This is a genomic window from Mesorhizobium sp. WSM4976, assembly GCF_029625685.1.
Taxonomy (GTDB): domain Bacteria; phylum Pseudomonadota; class Alphaproteobacteria; order Rhizobiales; family Rhizobiaceae; genus Mesorhizobium.
Map to the genome: position 1 here is coordinate 93,235 of NZ_JARTVT010000011.1, position 18,175 is coordinate 111,409.

Sequence of the window (18,175 nt, forward strand, 5' to 3'; positions counted from 1 at the left end):
GGCCGCAAATCAGCCGTAACGCCGGGAAGGGCTGTGAAACTAGTCTTGAAACGGGTCGGTCACAAGTATCGTGTCGTCCCGTTCGGGGCTGGTGGAAAGCAGCGCCACCGGGGCACCGATCAGCTCCTCGATATAGCGGACATATTTGACGGCTTGCGCCGGCAGATCGTTCCAGCTTCTGGCGCCGGCGGTGGTTCCCTTCCAGCCTTCCAGCGTCTCGTAGATGGGCTCGACGCGCGCTTGCGCGCCCTGGCTGGCCGGCAAGTAATCGATCGTCTCGCCATCGAGCCTGTAGCCTGTGCAGACCTTGATCTCGTCCAGACCGTCAAGCACGTCGAGCTTGGTGAGCGCGATGCCCTTGATGCCGTTCACGGCGACGGCCTGGCGCACCAGCACCGCGTCGAACCAGCCGCAGCGACGCTTGCGGCCGGTGACCACGCCGAACTCGTGGCCGCGCGTGCCGAGGAATTCGCCGATCTCGTTCTTCTGCTCGGTCGGGAACGGCCCTTCGCCGACGCGCGTCGTATAGGCCTTGGTGATGCCGAGCACATAGCCGATGACGCCGGGACCGACGCCGGAGCCGGCGGCGGCTTGCCCCGCGACCGTGTTGGACGAGGTGACGAAGGGATAGGTGCCGTGGTCGATGTCGAGCAGCGTGCCCTGCGCCCCCTCGAACAGGATGCGCTCGCCGGCACGGCGCTTGTCGTCGAGCACTTTCCATACGCGGTCCATGTAAGGCAGGATCTCGCCGGCCACCGAGGTCAGCTCCTGCATGATCGCCTCATGCGTCGCTTCCGGATGGCCGAGCCCGCGGCGCAGCGCATTGTGGTGAGTCAGCAGCCTGTCGACCTTCAAGGGAAGCGTTTCCAAGTCCGCCAGATCCATCACCCGCACCGCGCGCCGGCCCACCTTGTCCTCATAGGCGGGACCGATGCCGCGGCGGGTCGTGCCGATCTTGGTTCCGGAATTCGAGGCGGCATCTTCGCGGAATCCATCCAGCTCCCGGTGCAGCGACAGGATAAGCGCGGTGTTTTCGGCTATTTTCAGGCGCTCCGGCGTGACCTCCACGCCCTGGTCCTTGAGCTTCTTGGCTTCGGCCACGAAAGCATGCGGATCGAACACCACGCCATTGCCGATGATCGAAAGCTTGCCCTCCCGCACCACGCCGGAAGGCAATAGCGACAGCTTGTAGACCTTGCCGTCGACGACCAGTGTATGGCCGGCATTGTGACCGCCCTGGAAGCGCACGACCACATCGGCCCGTTCCGACAGCCAGTCGACGATCTTGCCCTTGCCTTCGTCGCCCCACTGCGAGCCGACGACCACCACATTGGCCATGTTCTTTTCCCTTGAAATGCCGCGCGGGCGGCCTGAAACGACAGGCCTCTATAGCGTCAAGCGCCGGCCGGCGCGACCCTTTCTTTGCCGCCGAAACCATCTCCGGAACATGATTTGAAAAGGCGGGAGGCGGCTTTCGGAACCCGCGCGTGCTCCAGGGATTGGATCGGGATGACAATGCCGGCGAAGCCTCGTCCCGATCAGGTACAACGAATTCCGGCTTTCGCATCATTTACTTGCCGCCGCCACCACCCTAGGTCGGCCTGAACCCGCGAACATCCCTGCAGGCCGATCCCTCATGCACCGAGCCGCCTATCTGTTCCTACTGTCGACCATGCTGTTATGGGGCGGCAATTCGGTGGCGGGCAAGCTTGCCGTCGGCCATGTCTCGCCGATGACGCTGGTGTTCCTGCGCTGGGTGATGGCGGTGCTCATCCTGCTGCCCGTCGGCTGGCGGACACTGCGTGAGGACTGGCCCGAAGTGCGCAGCCACTGGAAACTTCTTGCCGGCTTCGGCGCTTGCGGCTTCACCATCTTCAACGTCATCTTCTACACCGCGCTCAACTACACGACCGCCATCAATGTCTCGATCGAGCAGGCGGCCATCCCGATCGTCATCATCCTTGCCAATTTCATGTTCTTCCGCCTGCGGGTGCGGCCGCTGCAGATCGTCGGCGTGGTGCTCACCATCCTCGGCGTCGCGCTGACCGCAAGCCATGGCGATCTCGGCCAGCTCTTGAAGCTCGACCTCAACTTCGGCGACGCCATCATGCTTGTCGCTGTGCTTTGCTACAGCCTCTATTCGGTGGGGCTGCGGCTCAAGCCGGCAATCCGCTGGCAGAGTTTCATGCTGGCGCTGTCGATCGCCGCGCTGCTGATCTCCCTGCCCTTCGTCATCTGGGAGATAGCGGCCGGCCGCGCCGTCATGCCGGACGCAAGCGGGTGGGCGCTCACGCTCTACACGGCGCTCGGCGCGTCGGTGGTCTCGCAAGTCCTCTACATCAAGGGCAACGAGCTGATCGGCGCCAATCGCGCCGGCCTGTTCATCAACCTGGTGCCGATCTTCGGCACGCTGCTTTCGGTGCTGATCGTCGGCGAGCAGTTTCAAGCCTATCAGGCTTTCGCCCTGGCGCTTGTCCTCGGCGGCATTGCGCTTGCCGAATACAGCGGCAGCCGAACGGCGCTGCAGGCGGGATGATATCTGTCGATCACGCGCCAAGCAGCCATCGGTGATTGTTGTACTATCAACGCCTCGCCTCCCGGTGCAGGCGGGGCATCTTCATTTCCAGCGTTCACTCTCCGCCGACGTCGAATCGCAGCCGCTTGGCCGAATCGATCGACTTGTGCGCGCGCACCTGCTCCAGCACCTTTTCCGGGAAGGGCGCATCGAGATAGAGCAGCGCGATTGCGTCCCCGCCCGGCCGGTTGCGTCCGAGCTGGAAGTTGGCGATGTTGACGCCGTTCTCGCCGCACAGCGTGCCGAGCAGGCCGATGATGCCGGGCGCATCCGCATTGGTCGTGTAGAGCATGTGCTGACCGACCTCGGCGTCGAGATTGATGCCCTTGATCTGGATGAAGCGCGGCTTGCCGTCGGAGAAGCAGGTACCCGCGATCGAGCGCGTCATGTGCTCGGTCTTGACGGTCAGCTTGATGTAGCCGTCGAACACACCCGATTTGTCGCGCTTGACCTCGGCGACGATGATGCCGCGCTCCTTCACCATGATAGGCGCCGACACCATGTTGACGTCGGAGACCTGAGGCCGGATCAGGCCGGCAAGGGCGGCGCTCACCAGCGCGCGCGTGTTCATCGTCGCGGTCGAGCCGTCGAACAGGATCTCGACCTCCTTGATCGGATCCTCGGTGACCTGGCCGACAAAGGCGCCGAGCACCTCGGCAAGCTTGACGAAGGGCTTGAGCCTCGGTGCTTCCTCGGCGGTGATCGAAGGCATGTTGATGGCGTTGGAGACGGCGCCCTTAATCAGATAGTCGCTCATCTGCTCGGCGACCTGCAGCGCGACATTCTCCTGCGCTTCCGTGGTCGAGGCACCGAGATGCGGTGTCGCCACGACATTCTCCATGCCGAACAGCGGGTTCTGCTCGGCCGGCTCGAGCTCGAACACGTCGATGCCGGCGCCCGCCACCTTGCCGCTCTTCAGCGCCGCGACCAGATCGGCCTCGACGACCAGGCCGCCGCGCGCGCAATTGATGATGCGCACGCCGTCCTTCATCTTGGCGATCGCGGCCGCGTCGATGATGTTGCGCGTCTTCTCGGTCAGCGGCGTGTGGAGCGTGATGAAGTCGGCGCGTGCGAAGAGCTCGTCGAGCTCGACCTTCTGGACGCCGAGCTCCTCGGCCCGGCTGTCGGACAGGAACGGGTCGAAGGCGATCACATGCATCTTCAGTCCGACGCCGCGCGTGGCGACGATCGAGCCGATATTGCCGCAGCCGATCACGCCGAGCGTCTTGCTGGTGATCTCGACGCCCATGAAGCGGTTCTTTTCCCACTTGCCGGCATGCGTCGAGGCATTGGCTTCCGGTATCTGCCGCGCCAGCGCGAAGATCATCGCCACCGCATGCTCGGCCGTGGTGATCGAATTGCCGAAGGGCGTGTTCATCACGATGATGCCCTTGCGGCTGGCGGCCGGGATATCGACATTGTCGACGCCGATGCCGGCGCGGCCGACGACCTTGAGCCTGGTTGCGGCATTGATCAGCTTCTCGGTGACCTTGGTCGCCGAGCGGATGGCGAGGCCGTCATATTGGCCGATGACTTCGAGCAGCTTTTCCTTGTCCTTGCCGAGATCCGGCAAATAGTCGACCTCGACACCGCGATCCTTGAAGATCTGCACGGCGGTGGTTGAAAGTTTATCCGAAACGAGAACGCGGGGCGCCATGGCGGCCTCCTTGAAGGTGAATTGAATGTGTCGGGAAATGGTGGCGGCACGCAGGCCGCCCACGGATTTCAGGCCGCTGCCTTGAGCGACGCCTTCTGCGCGGCGAAGGCCCAGTCGAGCCATGGCAGCAAAGCTTCAAGATCGGCGGTCTCGACGGTGGCGCCGCACCAGATGCGCAGGCCGGGCGGCGCGTCGCGATAGGAGCCGATGTCGTAGGCGACGCCTTCCTTGTCGAGCGCCGAGACGAGCCCCTTGGCGAAAGCCGCCTGACGGTCGGCATCGAGCGCCGCAACATCCGGATCGGTGAAGGACAGGCACACGGACGTGTTCGAGCGCGTTGCCGGATCGACGGCGAGATGGCCGAGCCACGACGATTTGCCAACGAACCGGTCGAACACCGCTGCATTGGCATCGGCGCGGGCAACGAGCGCATCGAGCCCACCAATCGACTTCGCCCAGAGGAGCGCGTCGAGATAATCCTCGACGCACAGCATCGACGGCGTGTTGATGGTCTCGCCCTTGAAGATGCCCTCGATCAGCTTGCCGCCCGAGGTCAGGCGGAAGATCTTCGGCAGCGGCCAGGCCGGCTTGTAGGTCTCCAGCCGCTCAACGGCGCGGGGCGACAGGATCAGCATGCCGTGCGCCCCCTCGCCGCCCAGCACCTTCTGCCAGGAGAAGGTGACGACATCGAGCTTCTCGAAATCGAGCTTTTGCGCGAAGGCCGCCGACGTCGCGTCGCAGATGGTCAGGCCCTTGCGGTTCGTCGGAATGAAATCGCCGTTCGGCACGCGCACGCCGGAGGTCGTGCCGTTCCAGGTGAAGACGACGTCGCGGTCGAAATCGACCTGCGTCAGGTCGGGCAGTTGGCCGTAGCCGGCCTCGAACTTGCGCACATCGGCGAGCTTGAGCTGCTTCACGACATCCGTCACCCAGCCGGAGCCGAAGCTTTCCCAGGCGACCATGTCGACGCCGCGCTCGCCGAGCAGCGACCACAACGCCATCTCGACCGCGCCCGTATCGGACGCCGGCACGATGCCGATGCGATAGTTCGCCGGAACCTTGAGGATTTCGCGCGTCAGCTCGATCGCCTGTTCGAGCTTGCTCTTGCCGATCTTCGCGCGATGGGAGCGCCCGAGCGCGGCGGCTTTCAGCGCCTCGGCCGACCAGCCGGGACGTTTTGCGCAGGGACCTGAAGAGAAATTGGGGTTTGCCGGACGGAGTCCGGGCTTGGTAAGCGTCGTCATCGTGGTCTATCCTTCCAGATAGTGGCCCCTCGTTGGGGAGGGGTGGCCCACGGACGGCGATATGCGCTCAAGGCTTCGGCGTCAAGAGCAAAGTCTTTGTCGTTGTCGGGATATTTGCTCGCGAAAAGCAATGCCGCAAAAAGCCGACGTCGGGACTGAAGAGAACTGCCGTCTGCGGTTTTTGCTGCCGTCTGCGCTACCAAAGATCATAACGCAGCCCGAGCTTGACGGTCTGGAAGTTCACACCCTTGTGAACGTTGAAGAGCCCGTTATCATAGGCGACATATTTGGCGGTCGGAACTGAGAGATACTCATAGCCGAGGTCGACCGAAACGTTTCTGGTCACCTGGTATGAAAGGCCGGCCGCCAGCGAATAGGCAAAGTCATAGCTCGCCTTCGAACTGACCTGCCCGCCATAGCCGGCGGGGTCATCGCAGTTGAATTGCGTCGTGGTGGTGGTGCCGTTGCCGACGACGCTGCTGCTCGACGGAGTGCAATTTTTCGCGCCGATTGTGCTGGCGTACTTGTCATAGACAACGCCGGCGCCGGCGCCGATATAGGGCGTGATACCTACATACGTGCCGAGATCGATATAGCCGTTGGCCATCAGGCTATAGGCTTTGTTCAGGGCGTTGCTGGAGCCCTTGCAGGGTTGAGTGGTGGGCCGAGTCGTGATTTGGCTCGTAATCGAGCCGGAGGTGTTGTCGACGACTGTCGTCGTTGTCGATCCGCTACAAGTGGTGTCTACACTGTCGCCGAACTTGTTTGACGGCAGGATTCCCAAGTTCAGATCGGCACGAAGGTAATCGTTGAAGTGATAGCCCATGCCGACGCTGGCATCGAACAACGTCCGGCTGTGCGAAAAGCCCGGATTGTTGCTGGTCTCGTCAAACGGATGGCTGAAGGCATAACCGACATCGCCGCGCAGGTACCAGCCCGAGCCGACCTCGACCGGCTGGTAGTCCGGCGCCTGGTCGACATAGATCGGCGGGTCGTAGTCCGCCGCCAGCGCCGACGTCATCGGCAACAGGATGGTTGCGGCAAGCGCTGACGCGATACGCGATCTGGATATCATGGCCCCCGGCTCCCGAGATTGGCGCCAGCCGCAAACGCAGGCGCCGTTTCAAGGAGCCATTGTTAACCATAGTGGTTAAGTGGCGGTTAAGGATAACAGCCAGTTACCGATTTGATTTCGATCGATATTTACCGGCGGCGCACAAACGAAAACCGCCCGGCTGGCGCCGGGCGGCTTTGAAAATCCAGGATTCGGGCAGCGATTACTTGGTGTAGATCGGTTCCGGCGGAACGTAGGCCGCCGGCGGCGGTGCGCAGTCGGACTGGCCGCCGAACTGGTAACGAAGACCGCCGCGCACTTCATGCACGTTGATGCCGTGGTCGTAGCCGGGACCGACATTGCTGTCGGAAGCGTATTCGAACATCTTGCCGCCGTTTATGTGGCTGTAGCGGTAGCCGACGTCCAGCTTGACGCGGTCGGTCAGGCAGTAGGAGGCACCAGCCATGAGGGCATAGGCGAAGCGCCAGCCCTTGCCGCCCTGGTGGAAGAAGTCGCCGTCGAGATCACTGTTGTGAAGCGTGTCCCACTTGACCCACGCGCCGCCGATGCCGGCGCCGACATAGGGCGTGACGCCGTGCCATGTGCCGATATCGATATAGGCATTGGCCAGAAGCAGCAGCGCCGAATAGGAGGAGGTATCGGTCGAGACGCAGGGCACGCCGCCGGCGCAGAAGCCGACGGTCGAGCCGCGGAAGTTCGATCTGCTCATCCAATCCGCGGTGAGATCGGTGCGGAAATACTGGTTCACCTGGTAGCCGATGCCGGCGCCCGCCGACAGGGCGCCCTTCAAGGAACCGCTGGCGAAGCTGCCTTGAGTCTGGGGCGCCGCGCCGTAGGTGATGTAGTCGGCGCCGCCGAAGCGCGACCAGTGATAATCGAGATCGCCGCGGATGTACCACCCGCCGACATCGACCGGTTGCTGTTCGACGACCGGCGGCGGAGCCTCTTCGACCTGCGGTTCGGGAAGGTCGGCCGCGAAGAGCGGTCCGGCCGGGCCCGCGAACAGCACGGCAAGCAATGCCATTCTTGCTGTCTTGAACATTCTGTCACCCCTAAGAAGCCTCGGGACGACACCCGCCCGAAGATGATTGACCTCGGGTTTGGATAATGAATTGCAAAGGTTAAAAGCCGTTTAACCGTACCGATTAACCACGAATCTATACAATTTTAGAGCGAATGCCGTCGTCCGAATGGCCGGGCCGGCGACGAGAAAGCCCGCCGGGCAGCGGGCTTGCGGTTGGAGAGGAACTGCGTGACCGGGCTCAGGCGGCGCTGCGGGTTTCCTGCAGGATGCCGACGATGTCGTTGACAACCGCCTCGACCAGTGTCGGATCGTCGCCCTCGGCCATGACGCGGATCAGCGGCTCGGTGCCGGATGGCCGGATGACGAGGCGGCCGGACGCGCCGAGCCGGTTGCGCCCTTCTTCGATCGCCGCCTTGACCGGCGCTTCCTCCAGCGGCTTGCCGCCGGAGATGCGGACGTTCTTGAGAAGCTGCGGCACCGGCTCGAACTTCTTCGACAATTCGCTGACCGGGCGGTTCTGCCGTTTGATACAGGCTAGCACCTGCAGCGCCGACACCAGACCGTCGCCTGTGGTCGAGAAATCGGAAAGCACGATGTGTCCGGACTGCTCGCCGCCGACATTCAAGCCATGCGCGCGCATATGCTCCACGACGTAGCGATCGCCAACCTTGGTGCGATGCAGCTGCAACTTCATGTCGCCGAGGAAGCGCTCCAGGCCGAGATTGGACATTACGGTGGAAACGACACCGCCGCCGGCCAGCCGTCCGCTCTGGTGCCAGGATTCAGCGATCAGCGCCATGATCTGGTCGCCGTCGACGATCGCTCCGTTCTCGTCGACGATCACCACGCGGTCGGCGTCGCCGTCGAGCGCTATGCCGATGTCGGCGCGCACCTCGTGCACCTTTTTCTGCAGGCCGGCCGGATGGGTCGAGCCGCACTCCTTGTTGATGTTGAAGCCGTTCGGCTCGACATTGATCGCCACCACCTCGGCGCCGAGCTCCCACAGCGCCTCGGGCGCCACCTTGTAGGAAGCGCCGTTCGCGCAATCGACGACGATTCTAAGACCCGAAAGCGACATCGAGCGCGGCAGCGTGCGCTTGGCGAATTCGATATAGCGGTCATGCACGCCGTCGACGCGCTTGGCGCGGCCAAGCCCGTCCGAATCGGCGAGCGCCAGCTCGATGTCCTTGTCGAGCATGTCTTCGATGCGCTCCTCGATCTCGTCGGAGAGCTTGTAGCCATCGGGCCCAAACAGCTTGATGCCGTTGTCGTAATAGGGGTTGTGCGAGGCCGAGATCATCACACCGATGTCGGCGCGTAGCGAGCGCACCAGCATGGCTACGGCGGGTGTCGGAATGGGGCCGAGCAGGAAGACGTCCATGCCGGCGGCGCACAGGCCGGCCACCATGGCGTTCTCGATCATGTAGCCGGAAAGCCGCGTGTCCTTGCCAAGCACGACGCGGTGGCGATGATTGCCGCGATGGAAGGAAAGGCCCGCGGCCATGCCGACGCGCATGGCGACCTCGGCCGTCATCGGAAATTTGTTGGCGCGTCCGCGAATACCGTCCGTGCCGAAATACTGACCTGCCATATTCTTACAGTCCCCGTCGGTTTTTCAGCGGGCCCGTATTGCCACAATTGGGCCGCATCCGATCATCAAATTTCGTGATTATATATTACCAATCCTTAGAAAAACATTGTCGCGGGCGGCGCAAGTGATTCGACAGCCTACCACCACCTTTGGCTTCACGGCGCCACACCCTTGCCCCGGCAAGGCTTTTCGACGCCCTGTCCACCGGCAGAGCTTCGCTGCCGGCGAACCCACAAGCAATTCATCACCTTATCAGGAGCAACACACTTTGTGACGGGTCCCGCGCCGGAAGCGTCTGGCGCAACCGGACATTGAGAGCTATTGATTTGGCATAGGGACACTTATTGGCGGCAGCAAGGGAGAAAACGCCATGCTTATTCATAGACTTGCAGCTTTGACGGGTCTCGCCGTCGCAACCTTGTTCATGGCGGCGCCGGCCAACGCGCTGACCATGGCCGAGTGCAGCACCAAGTATAACGCGGCCAAGGATGCGGGAACGCTAGCCGGCCAGACCTGGAATCAGTTCCGCAAGGCACAGTGCGGCAGCGATGCTTCCGCCGCGACCGACACCAAGGCGGCGACCGACACCAAGGCCGCCGACACCAAGACGACCAAAAAGGCAAAGGCAGCCGCCGCTGCCGACAACGCGGCCAAGGGCCTGAGCTCCAAGGAATGCAGCGCCAAGTACCAGGCTGCAAAATCCGCCGGCACGCTGAACGGCATGAAGTGGAACGACTTCCGCAAGGCCGAGTGCGGCCCCGGAGCAACCGCCGCGGCCGCCACCGCGCCCGCAGCCGAAACCAAGCCGGCAAAAACCTCGACCGCGGCTGCCGATGGCGGCAAGGGCCTGACCATGGCCGAGTGCAGCACCAAGTACCAGGCCGCGAAGACAGCCAACAAGCTCAACGGCATGAAGTGGAATGACTTCCGCAAGGCCGAGTGCGGCGCCAGCGCTGCCGAAGACGACACCGTGCCGGCTCCGACGGAAGCGACTTTCACCAAGGAACCGGCGAAGCCGACCGCGGTCGCGCCGAAGGGCGTGACCTTCCCGACCGCGATCTCGCCGAAATTCGCCACCGAGACACCGGCGAAGGCCCGCATGCACACCTGCCTCGAGCAGTATTATGCCAACAAGGACGCCAACACGCTGAACGGCCTCAAATGGATCCAGAAGGGCGGCGGCTTCTACAGCCTCTGCAATGCCAAGCTGAAGGGCTGATCGATTAATTATTAGAAGAGAAAACGCCCGCGCATCGCAAGATGCGCGGGTTTTTTGTTGCGCGCGAAGACGCCCGCGGCTTGCTCGCATCTGCACATTGCAGGATCGCCGGCATCTATCATCGGGTCGCCCGCACTGCCTACGGCCAGGCTTGTCTATAGTTCGCAAAGATTCCGGTTGAACATATAGGGAACAAACAGTATACAAAAAACGTCGAACATATTACCAATCAGGAGGGTCTCAATGTTCAGTATGAAATTGGCGGCGTTGGTTGTGACGGCACTGGTCGCTTGCAGCGCCGCACCTGCGAACGCGCTGACGATGAAGGAATGTGGCGAGAGCTATCGGGCAGCCAAGGAAGGCGGCAATCTGAACGGCATGGACTGGGCCGCTTTCCGTAAGGACAAATGCGCGACGTCCGCCGGGGAGAGTGTCAGCGCGGATTCGGTCAAAACCGCGGAGCCAGCAGAACAGGACACCAGCGCGGCGGTCTCCCCCACTGCCGCGCCGGCGGGCGTGACATTCCCGGCCACCCTCGCCGCTGAGTTCAAGACCGAAAAGCCCGCGAAGGCCCGGATGAAGACCTGTCTGCAGGGTTACCACGACAACAAGGAGGCGGGTACGTTGAACGGCCTGCGCTGGATCCAGAAGGGCGGCGGCTACTACAGCCTCTGCAATGCTCGGCTGAAAGCTGAATCATAATAATCGAATAGGGCGTATAAAGCCGTTCACCGTTTTTCCCCCAGATGATGAGCCATCATCCTGGGGCGTGTCCGAGGATCTGCTGTCGGGCGATAATCTGGGCGCCGGGACAAGGGAAGCCTTGTCCCTGTCTCCAATTCCCAAACAAGAACGCCGCGGACCAAGCCGCGGCGTTTCTCGATCAACCTTTCGCGCGCCAACCTTAGCTTGACGGCTGCGGCTCCATGCCGCCCTCGGGCTCGGGACCTTTCTTGCGGCGGCCGCCGGTGCCGGCCTTCGGAACGGCAGAGCCGCGGCTTGGCGGCGTGTCGTCGCCCAGGTCGCGGGCAGGCTTGTTGCCCGCGATCAGCTGCTTGATTTCTTCACCGGACAGCGTCTCGTATTCGAGCAGCCCCTCGGCCAGCGCGATCCAGTCCTTCTTCTTCTTGGTCAACACGGCCTTGGCGGTCGAATAGGCGTCGTCGATAAGACGACGCACTTCGGCGTCGATGATCTGCGCCGTCTCTTCGGAGATGTTTTGCGTTCGCGCCACCGAATGTCCGAGAAAAACCTCTTCCTGGTTGTCGCCATAGGCTACATGGCCGAGCTTGTCGGAGAAGCCCCAGCGCGTGACCATGGCGCGCGCCAGCTTGGTCGCCTGCTCGATGTCGGAGGAGGCGCCCGAGGTGATGTTCTCCTTGCCGAACTTGAACTCCTCGGCGACCCGGCCGCCCATCATGATAGCCAGCCGGGAGATCATGTATTTGTAGCTCATCGAATAGCGGTCGCCTTCCGGCAGCTGCATGACCATCCCGAGCGCGCGGCCGCGCGGGATGATGGTCGCCTTGTGCAGCGGGTCCGCCGTCGGCACGTTCAGCGCCAGGATGGCGTGGCCGGCCTCGTGATAGGCGGTAAGCTCCTTCTCGGCCTGCGTCATCGCCGACGAGCGGCGCTCGGCGCCCATCATGATCTTGTCCTTGGCGTCTTCGAACTCGGCCATGGTGACGAGCCGCTTGTTGCGGCGCGCCGCCATCAGGGCGGACTCGTTGACGAGGTTCATCAGGTCAGCGCCGGAAAAGCCGGGCGTGCCACGCGCGATGACCTTGAGGTCGACATTGGGCGCCAGCGGCACATTGCGCACATGCACCTTGAGGATCTTCTCGCGGCCGACGATGTCGGGGTTCGGCACGACGACCTGGCGGTCGAAGCGGCCGGGCCTCAGCAGCGCCGGATCGAGCACATCGGGCCGGTTGGTCGCGGCGATCAGGATGATCGACTCGTTGGACTCGAAACCGTCCATCTCGACCAGCAGCTGGTTCAGCGTCTGCTCGCGCTCGTCATTGCCTCCGCCGAGGCCTGCGCCGCGATGACGGCCGACGGCGTCGATTTCGTCGATGAAGATGATGCAAGGCGCGTTCTTCTTTGCCTGGTCGAACATGTCACGCACGCGGCTTGCGCCGACGCCGACGAACATCTCGACGAAGTCCGAGCCGGAGATGGTGAAGAACGGCACGTTGGCCTCACCCGCCACCGAGCGGGCGAGCAGCGTCTTGCCGGTGCCGGGCGGGCCGACCAGCAGCACGCCGCGCGGGATCTTGCCGCCGAGCCGCTGGAACTTCTGTGGATCGCGCAGGAACTCGACGATCTCTTCGAGGTCCTCCTTGGCCTCGTCGACGCCGGCAACATCCTGAAAGGTGACGCGGCCATGCGCCTCGGTGAGAAGCTTGGCCTTCGACTTGCCAAAACCCATCGCTCTTCCGGAGCCGGACTGCATCTGGCGCATGAAGAATATCCAAACGCCGAGGATCAGGATCATCGGCAGCCACGAGATTAGGTAGCCGAACAGCGAATTGGAGCCGTCGGTCTCAGGCTTGGCGGTGATGGTGACGTTCTTGTCCTGCAGCCTGGAGACCAGAGACGGGTCGCCTGGCGAATAGGTCTGGAAGCCGTTGGCGTTGTCCGTGTAGTTGCCGAAGATGCGGGCACCGGCGATGGTCACGCTCTTGACCCGGCCGGAGGCGACATCCTGCAGGAACTGCGAATAGGCGATATCCGTCGTAGCACCGCGCGTCTGGGGCGTCTGAAACAGATTGAACAAGGCGATGAGCAGGACCGCTATGATCGCCCAGAGCGCGAGATTGCGATAATTCGGATTCATCTATTGTCCCGTTGGAGCCGCCTGCGGGCCCGCGATGATGGAGAAGCTTGGCCTAACATAGGGAGAGCGCCCCCCCTTGCCAAGCAGAACAGCACGTATCGGTTAAGCTTTCGCCCACCCTCGCCCACCAACATGGCCACGGAATGGCGGCGCCGGCACCGGCGGTGCGCCGACAAGGGCCGCGACGGCGGCAGCCGGCTCAAGGTCGAAGGACGGCAGGAAGCGGGCGAAAGGGGCTACCGCCGGAACGATCGACACCGATTGTGGGCCGGCATTGCCGCCAGCAGAATCAAGCTGTTCGCCGCCGGACCACAGCGAAGGTTCCGCAGCCAGCGCCGCGCGTGACAGGCTTGGCGGAATATCCTCGATCGGGGGCGCTCGCCTGGCAAGCGCGGACCCCAGCGGCGCGATCACCAAGTCGCCCGGCTGGTCTTTCAAAGTGATGCGCCTATCCAAGGCGACGCGGCGTCGGTTGTCCCAAAGCTGGTTGTCTACCGGTGGAGCGGGCGCGGGCAGGTTGCGGCTTTCGCGGTGAAGGAAGATGCCGGTCCGGCGTGCATCGACCACCGTCCGCGACAATGTAGCGCAAAGCCGGACCGATCGCAGCCGCAGGCGGGAAAGCAGCCCGGCACAACGCGCCTCGTCGGCCAGAAAGGATATGCCGCCGACAGTGGCCAGCAGGATGCGCATCGCGTAGATGACCGCTTGGCTGTCCCCATGCGCGGGAAAATCATGGTCGAGGCGAATGAGACCCGGAACCGGCCTGCTGGCGGAAGCTGCGATGAGCTTGGCGGCGCGGCGGCCGATGTCGCGGCGCTCACGAGCCGCCTGCGCCGACCGCGCCAACGCCTCGGCAATGCGCCGTTCGCCCTCGCCCTGCGCGAGCGCCGCGCGCATGCGTGGCCGCTCGAAGCGCACATCCACATTGGTCGGATCCTCGATCCAGCCGATGTCGCGATGCCGCAGCAAGTCGCCCAGCGCCGCGCGCCTTGTGCCGAGCAGCGGCCGGACGATCCATGTACGCCAGTCGTGCAGCGTGGCGGGCGCCATGCCTGCAAGGCCGCGGCCGTCATCGTCGCGTGCCTGGCGCATCAGCACCGTCTCGGCCTGGTCGTCGGCGGTGTGGCCGGTCAGGATCAGCTTGATGCCTTCGGCATCGGCTGCTTCGGCAAGCAGCCTGTAGCGTGCCTCGCGCGCAGCGGCCGGCAGGCCGGTGGCCGGCTTCTCGCTGCGCCAGGCAAGAGTACGATGAGCGATCCCTCGCTCGGCGCAGAAGCGGGCAACCTGGCGCGCCTCGGCGGCCGAATCCGGCCGCAAGCCATGATCGACCGTCACCGCGAGCAGCCTGGCGGCCGATGCGGTCTGGTCGAGGTGATCCTTGAGGAGAAGAAGAAGGGCGGTCGAGTCGCTGCCGCCGGACACGGCTGCAACGGCGCCGGTCGAAAAGTCCAGATCGGAGAAAAGGCGGTCTGAGAGGTTCGCTTCGGTATCGGGCGTCAGCACGCCGCCAGGGCCTTTTCCTGCTTGATCCGTTCCTTGAGCGTGCCGGAAACGTCCGGATAGCGCTTGCCGATCTCGTTGAACGTGGCGCAGGCGACGTCGTTCTGCTTCAGCCCCACCAGCGAGACGCCGAGCTTGAGCAACATGTCGGGCGCCTTCTTGGCCTTCGGATAGTCCTTGCTGGCGGCCAGGAAGACCTCCGCCGCATCACGGTACTTCTGCTGGCCAAGCAGCGACTCGCCCAGCCAGTAATGCGCGTCCGCCGCCTTGGCGTCCTTGGGGAAGCGGGAGATATGGTCGCGAAAACCCTGCTCTGCGGTCGGGTAGTCGCCCGACAGGATGAACTGGTAGGAATTACGATAGAGCTCGTCCGGATCGTTGGTCGACGGCAGGGCCGCGACTTCGGTGCCGCCGGACTTGCTCTTCTTGGCCGGCGCCTCGGCGGAAGGGGCGCTTGCGGTAGCCGAGGGAGACTGTGCCGGCGCGCTGGCCTGCGGGTCGGTCTCGGCATTGACGACATTGCCGTTCTTGTCGACGGTGATGGTGCCGAAATTCTTCGGCGGCGCGCCGGTGATCAGCTTGCCGGGATCGCCGGTTTGCGATTCCACGATGACGTCACCGACCGTCTTGCCGCCGCCATTTTGCCCGGCGGTGCCGGCCGGCGCCTGCGTCGCCGGGGCCTGGGCGACGCTGTTGCCGGCTCCGGCATCGGTGGTGCCGGCATCGCCGAGCTTGGTGTTGCTGCCGGTTCCGTCCAGAGGTGCGGCTTCCGACTTCTTCTGCCCGGTCGGCTTGGCGCCGCCTTGGGAACCGCCCTCGAGCTGCTGGAAGCGGAATTCATTGTCTTCCTGCTGCTTTCGGATCTGTTCCTGCATCTGCAGGATCTGGAAATTCATCTCCTCGATCTTGCCGTTCAGCTGGCGCAGTTGGTCTTCCAGACCCGTCATGCCACCGCTGTTGTCCTGTGCGACCTGTGCCTGTTCCGGCTTCTTCTTGTCGCCGAAGATGCCAAGTGTCGGGAGATGGAAAGTGAACCCGCCGTCGGAGGCCCGCGCGGCGCTGTCGGCCGAGGCGGCAAGGCTCGGGAGGCTTGATACGAGCAGCAGCGCAAGCGTGCCGCTCAGGACCGTTCTGAAATGCATTCTGTCTCTCGCGGTGGATGAATTGGCCTGATGCGCCTTTCCAAATCAAAACAATGGAGGAAGCGCCCTCGCGCTCATAGCAGGACGCGAGACTTCGGCCAAATTTTGTTTCAAGTCGTTGCAAATGAAAAAGGCGGCCCTGAGGTCGCCTTTGATTTTTGCGATGTTGTATTTTTGTCGCCCGCGGACTCGCGGCAAACGGCGACGACAGGGCCTGGTTCTTAGGAGCCGGCGCCGGAAAGCGTGGTGACGGCGCGGCGGTTCTGCGACCAGCAGGAGATGTCGTCGCAGACCGCGACCGGACGCTCCTTGCCGTAAGAAATGGTCTTCAGGCGGCCGGCGCTGACGCCCTTGGAGATCAGGAAGTCGCGGGTGGCGGCGGCGCGGCGGGCACCCAGGGCCAGATTGTACTCACGCGTGCCGCGCTCGTCGGCATGGCCTTCGATGACAATCGCGTACTGGCGGTACTGGTTGAGCCACTGCGCCTGGCGCGCCAGCGTGGTCTGCGCATCGGCGCGGATCGACGAAGAGTCAGTGTCGAAGAAGATGCGGTCGCCGATGTTGACGGTGAAGTCCTGGGCGGAACCTGGCGTGGCGGCGCCGGCGCCGTTGAGGCCGAGGTCGGCCGCGCTGTTCGGGGTCTTCTTCGACGCGCAACCGGTGATGGCGAGAGCCGCCACCAGCGCGATCATCGCCGGGTTTCTGGTAAGTGCTGCGATCCGGCCCATGCCGCCTCTCCTTCGCATATGAGTGATTTCGTTGATCACCCAGTAACCACGTTTGGGTTAACCGGCATTCAAGAAACACGGTTAATTTTTGGTTTCGAGCCGCCGTCCGCGGCCGTTGCGCCCCACGTATTTACCAAGGGCGAGATTGCGCGCGGACCGTAGGCAGAAATGCGGCCAAAACGCGACCGAGGCGTGAAAAGCGGGATTTTGAGCCTCCCGCTTTCTTCATTTCTTCAATTCCTCAATTCCCCTCACGCTCACTCCAGCAACGGCGACCACGCCGGGTCCGAAGCATAGTTCGTGGTCGGGATCGGCTGCTCGTTGCGGCCGGTAAGGTCGACCGAGACCAGCTTGGGTCCGCCGCCCGAGTCGCGGAAGAACATCAAGACGCGGCCGTTCGGCGCCCAGGTCGGGCCTTCCTGCTGGAAGCCCGAGGACAGGATGCGCTCGCCCGAACCGTCGGTCTTCATGACGCCGATCTGGAATTCGCCGCCGCTCTGCTTGGTGAAGGCGATGAGGTCGCCGCGCGGCGACCAGACCGGGGTCGAATAAACACCGTCGCCGAAGGAGATGCGGTGCGGATTGGAGCCGTCCGCGCCCATGACGTAGATCTGCGAGCGGCCACTGCCGCCGCCGCGGTCGGAGGTGAAGACGACCTGCGAACCATCCGGCGAATAGGACGGCGAGGTGTCGATCGCGGTCGAATCGGTGAGCCGCGTCGTCGAGCGGCTTCTCAGGTCCATGGCGAAGATGTTGGAATTGCCGTCGTCGCGCAGCAGGCTCATGATCACCTTCTGACCATCAGGTGAAAAGCGCGGCGCGAACGTCATGCCCGGGAAATTGCCGACCAGCTCGCGCTGCCCGGTTTCGATCTGCAGCAGGTAGACCTTCGGCTGCCCGCTCTCATAGGACATATAGGTGATTTCCTGCCGGTTCGGCGAGAAGCGCGGCGTCAGCACGATCGCGCGGCCGTCCGACAGATAGCGCACATTGGCGCCGTCCTGGTCCATGATGGCGAGCCGCTTCTTGCGCGCGTTCTTGGCGCCGGATTCGTCGACGAACACGACACGGGTATCGAAATAGCCCTTTTCGCCGGTGATCTTCTCATAGATCGCATCGGCAATGATGTGCGCGACACGGCGCTGATTGGCGTCGTTGGCGAAAAACTGCTCACCGGCCATCTGCGTGTTGCCAAAAATGTCCCACAGCCGGTACTGGGCGCGGATGCGGCCGTCCGCTTCCTTGCTCACGCTGCCGGTCACCAGCGCCTGCGCGTTGATGACTTTCCAATCATCGAAACGGGGCGAGGCATCCGGATTGGTGATCTTTTCGACAAAAGCGGCCTTGTCGATCGGCGCGAATAGCCCTGACCGTTTCAGGTCGGCTGTCACGATCTCCGATATCTGCGGACCAAGCCCTCCCTGGAAGTCAGGGATGGCGATCGGCATCGGCTCGACATTGCCTTTGTTGACATTCAGCTCAAGAGTTGCCTGAGCGGGCAAGGTGGTGACAGAACTTATGCCTAGCGCCATCGCGGCGACCATCAGGAGCGGCTTGAGGATGGATTTCATGTCTTCTCGC

14 protein-coding genes are annotated in these 18,175 nt (G+C 63.3%); 3 read left to right on the forward strand and 11 right to left on the reverse strand.

The window, feature by feature from the left end:
* Window positions 1-39: 39 nt before the first annotated feature.
* Complete coding sequence (locus P9272_RS15265) at window positions 40-1,338, reverse strand: adenylosuccinate synthase (RefSeq protein WP_128258771.1); 1,299 nt, start codon at window positions 1,336-1,338, stop codon at window positions 40-42.
* 298 nt (window positions 1,339-1,636) lie between these two features.
* Between P9272_RS15265 and P9272_RS15270 the strand changes: the two genes are divergently transcribed.
* Window positions 1,637-2,536 (forward strand): DMT family transporter, encoded by a 900-nt coding sequence (locus tag P9272_RS15270; protein WP_278161163.1) that lies wholly within the window; start codon window positions 1,637-1,639, stop codon window positions 2,534-2,536.
* Between the two features lie 94 nt (window positions 2,537-2,630).
* Here the strand turns inward: P9272_RS15270 and serA are convergent, their stop codons facing one another.
* The 5 genes from serA to glmM all read right to left on the reverse strand — a co-directional run bounded on the left by serA (window position 2,631) and on the right by glmM (window position 9,166).
* A complete protein-coding gene (gene serA, locus P9272_RS15275; protein ID WP_128258769.1) occupies window positions 2,631-4,232 on the reverse strand; it encodes a phosphoglycerate dehydrogenase in 1,602 nt (533 codons plus the stop codon).
* A 68-nt stretch (window positions 4,233-4,300) separates the two neighbouring features.
* A complete protein-coding gene (locus P9272_RS15280; RefSeq protein WP_278161164.1) occupies window positions 4,301-5,476 on the reverse strand; it encodes a phosphoserine transaminase in 1,176 nt (391 codons plus the stop codon).
* 196 nt (window positions 5,477-5,672) lie between these two features.
* Window positions 5,673-6,551 carry an outer membrane beta-barrel protein gene (locus P9272_RS15285; RefSeq protein WP_278161165.1) on the reverse strand — a complete coding sequence of 293 codons (879 nt, stop codon included), beginning with the start codon at window positions 6,549-6,551 and terminating at the stop codon, window positions 5,673-5,675.
* 202 nt (window positions 6,552-6,753) lie between these two features.
* Window positions 6,754-7,593, reverse strand: a complete 840-nt coding sequence (locus P9272_RS15290) for an outer membrane protein (RefSeq protein WP_128258766.1) — start codon at window positions 7,591-7,593, stop codon at window positions 6,754-6,756.
* Window positions 7,594-7,813: 220 nt separating this feature from the next.
* A complete protein-coding gene (glmM, locus tag P9272_RS15295) occupies window positions 7,814-9,166 on the reverse strand; it encodes a phosphoglucosamine mutase (protein ID WP_128258765.1) in 1,353 nt (450 codons plus the stop codon).
* Window positions 9,167-9,536: 370 nt separating this feature from the next.
* Between glmM and P9272_RS15300 the strand changes: the two genes are divergently transcribed.
* Both P9272_RS15300 and P9272_RS15305 read left to right on the forward strand, forming a co-directional pair.
* Window positions 9,537-10,385, forward strand: a complete 849-nt coding sequence (locus P9272_RS15300; RefSeq protein WP_128258764.1) for a hypothetical protein — start codon at window positions 9,537-9,539, stop codon at window positions 10,383-10,385.
* 243 nt (window positions 10,386-10,628) lie between these two features.
* The gene (locus P9272_RS15305; RefSeq protein ID WP_278161168.1) at window positions 10,629-11,087 is read left to right on the forward strand and encodes a hypothetical protein; all 459 of its coding nucleotides are present in this window, start codon (window positions 10,629-10,631) and stop codon (window positions 11,085-11,087) included.
* Between the two features lie 202 nt (window positions 11,088-11,289).
* Here the strand turns inward: P9272_RS15305 and ftsH are convergent, their stop codons facing one another.
* The 5 genes from ftsH to tolB form a co-directional block, all read right to left on the reverse strand.
* A complete protein-coding gene (gene ftsH / locus P9272_RS15310; protein WP_128258762.1) occupies window positions 11,290-13,224 on the reverse strand; it encodes an ATP-dependent zinc metalloprotease FtsH in 1,935 nt (644 codons plus the stop codon).
* 102 nt (window positions 13,225-13,326) lie between these two features.
* Window positions 13,327-14,727: a tRNA lysidine(34) synthetase TilS gene (gene tilS / locus P9272_RS15315; RefSeq protein WP_278161169.1), complete on the reverse strand. Its 1,401-nt coding sequence runs from the start codon at window positions 14,725-14,727 to the stop codon at window positions 13,327-13,329.
* Window positions 14,721-15,866: a tol-pal system protein YbgF gene (ybgF, locus tag P9272_RS15320; RefSeq protein ID WP_128258761.1), complete on the reverse strand. Its 1,146-nt coding sequence runs from the start codon at window positions 15,864-15,866 to the stop codon at window positions 14,721-14,723. Before ybgF ends, tilS begins: the two co-directional genes overlap by 7 nt.
* 221 nt (window positions 15,867-16,087) lie before the next feature.
* Window positions 16,088-16,594, reverse strand: a complete 507-nt coding sequence (pal, locus tag P9272_RS15325) for a peptidoglycan-associated lipoprotein Pal (protein ID WP_128258760.1) — start codon at window positions 16,592-16,594, stop codon at window positions 16,088-16,090.
* A 257-nt stretch (window positions 16,595-16,851) separates the two neighbouring features.
* Window positions 16,852-18,165 carry a Tol-Pal system beta propeller repeat protein TolB gene (tolB, locus tag P9272_RS15330; RefSeq protein WP_128258759.1) on the reverse strand — a complete coding sequence of 438 codons (1,314 nt, stop codon included), beginning with the start codon at window positions 18,163-18,165 and terminating at the stop codon, window positions 16,852-16,854.
* Between the last annotated feature and the right edge of the window lie 10 nt (window positions 18,166-18,175).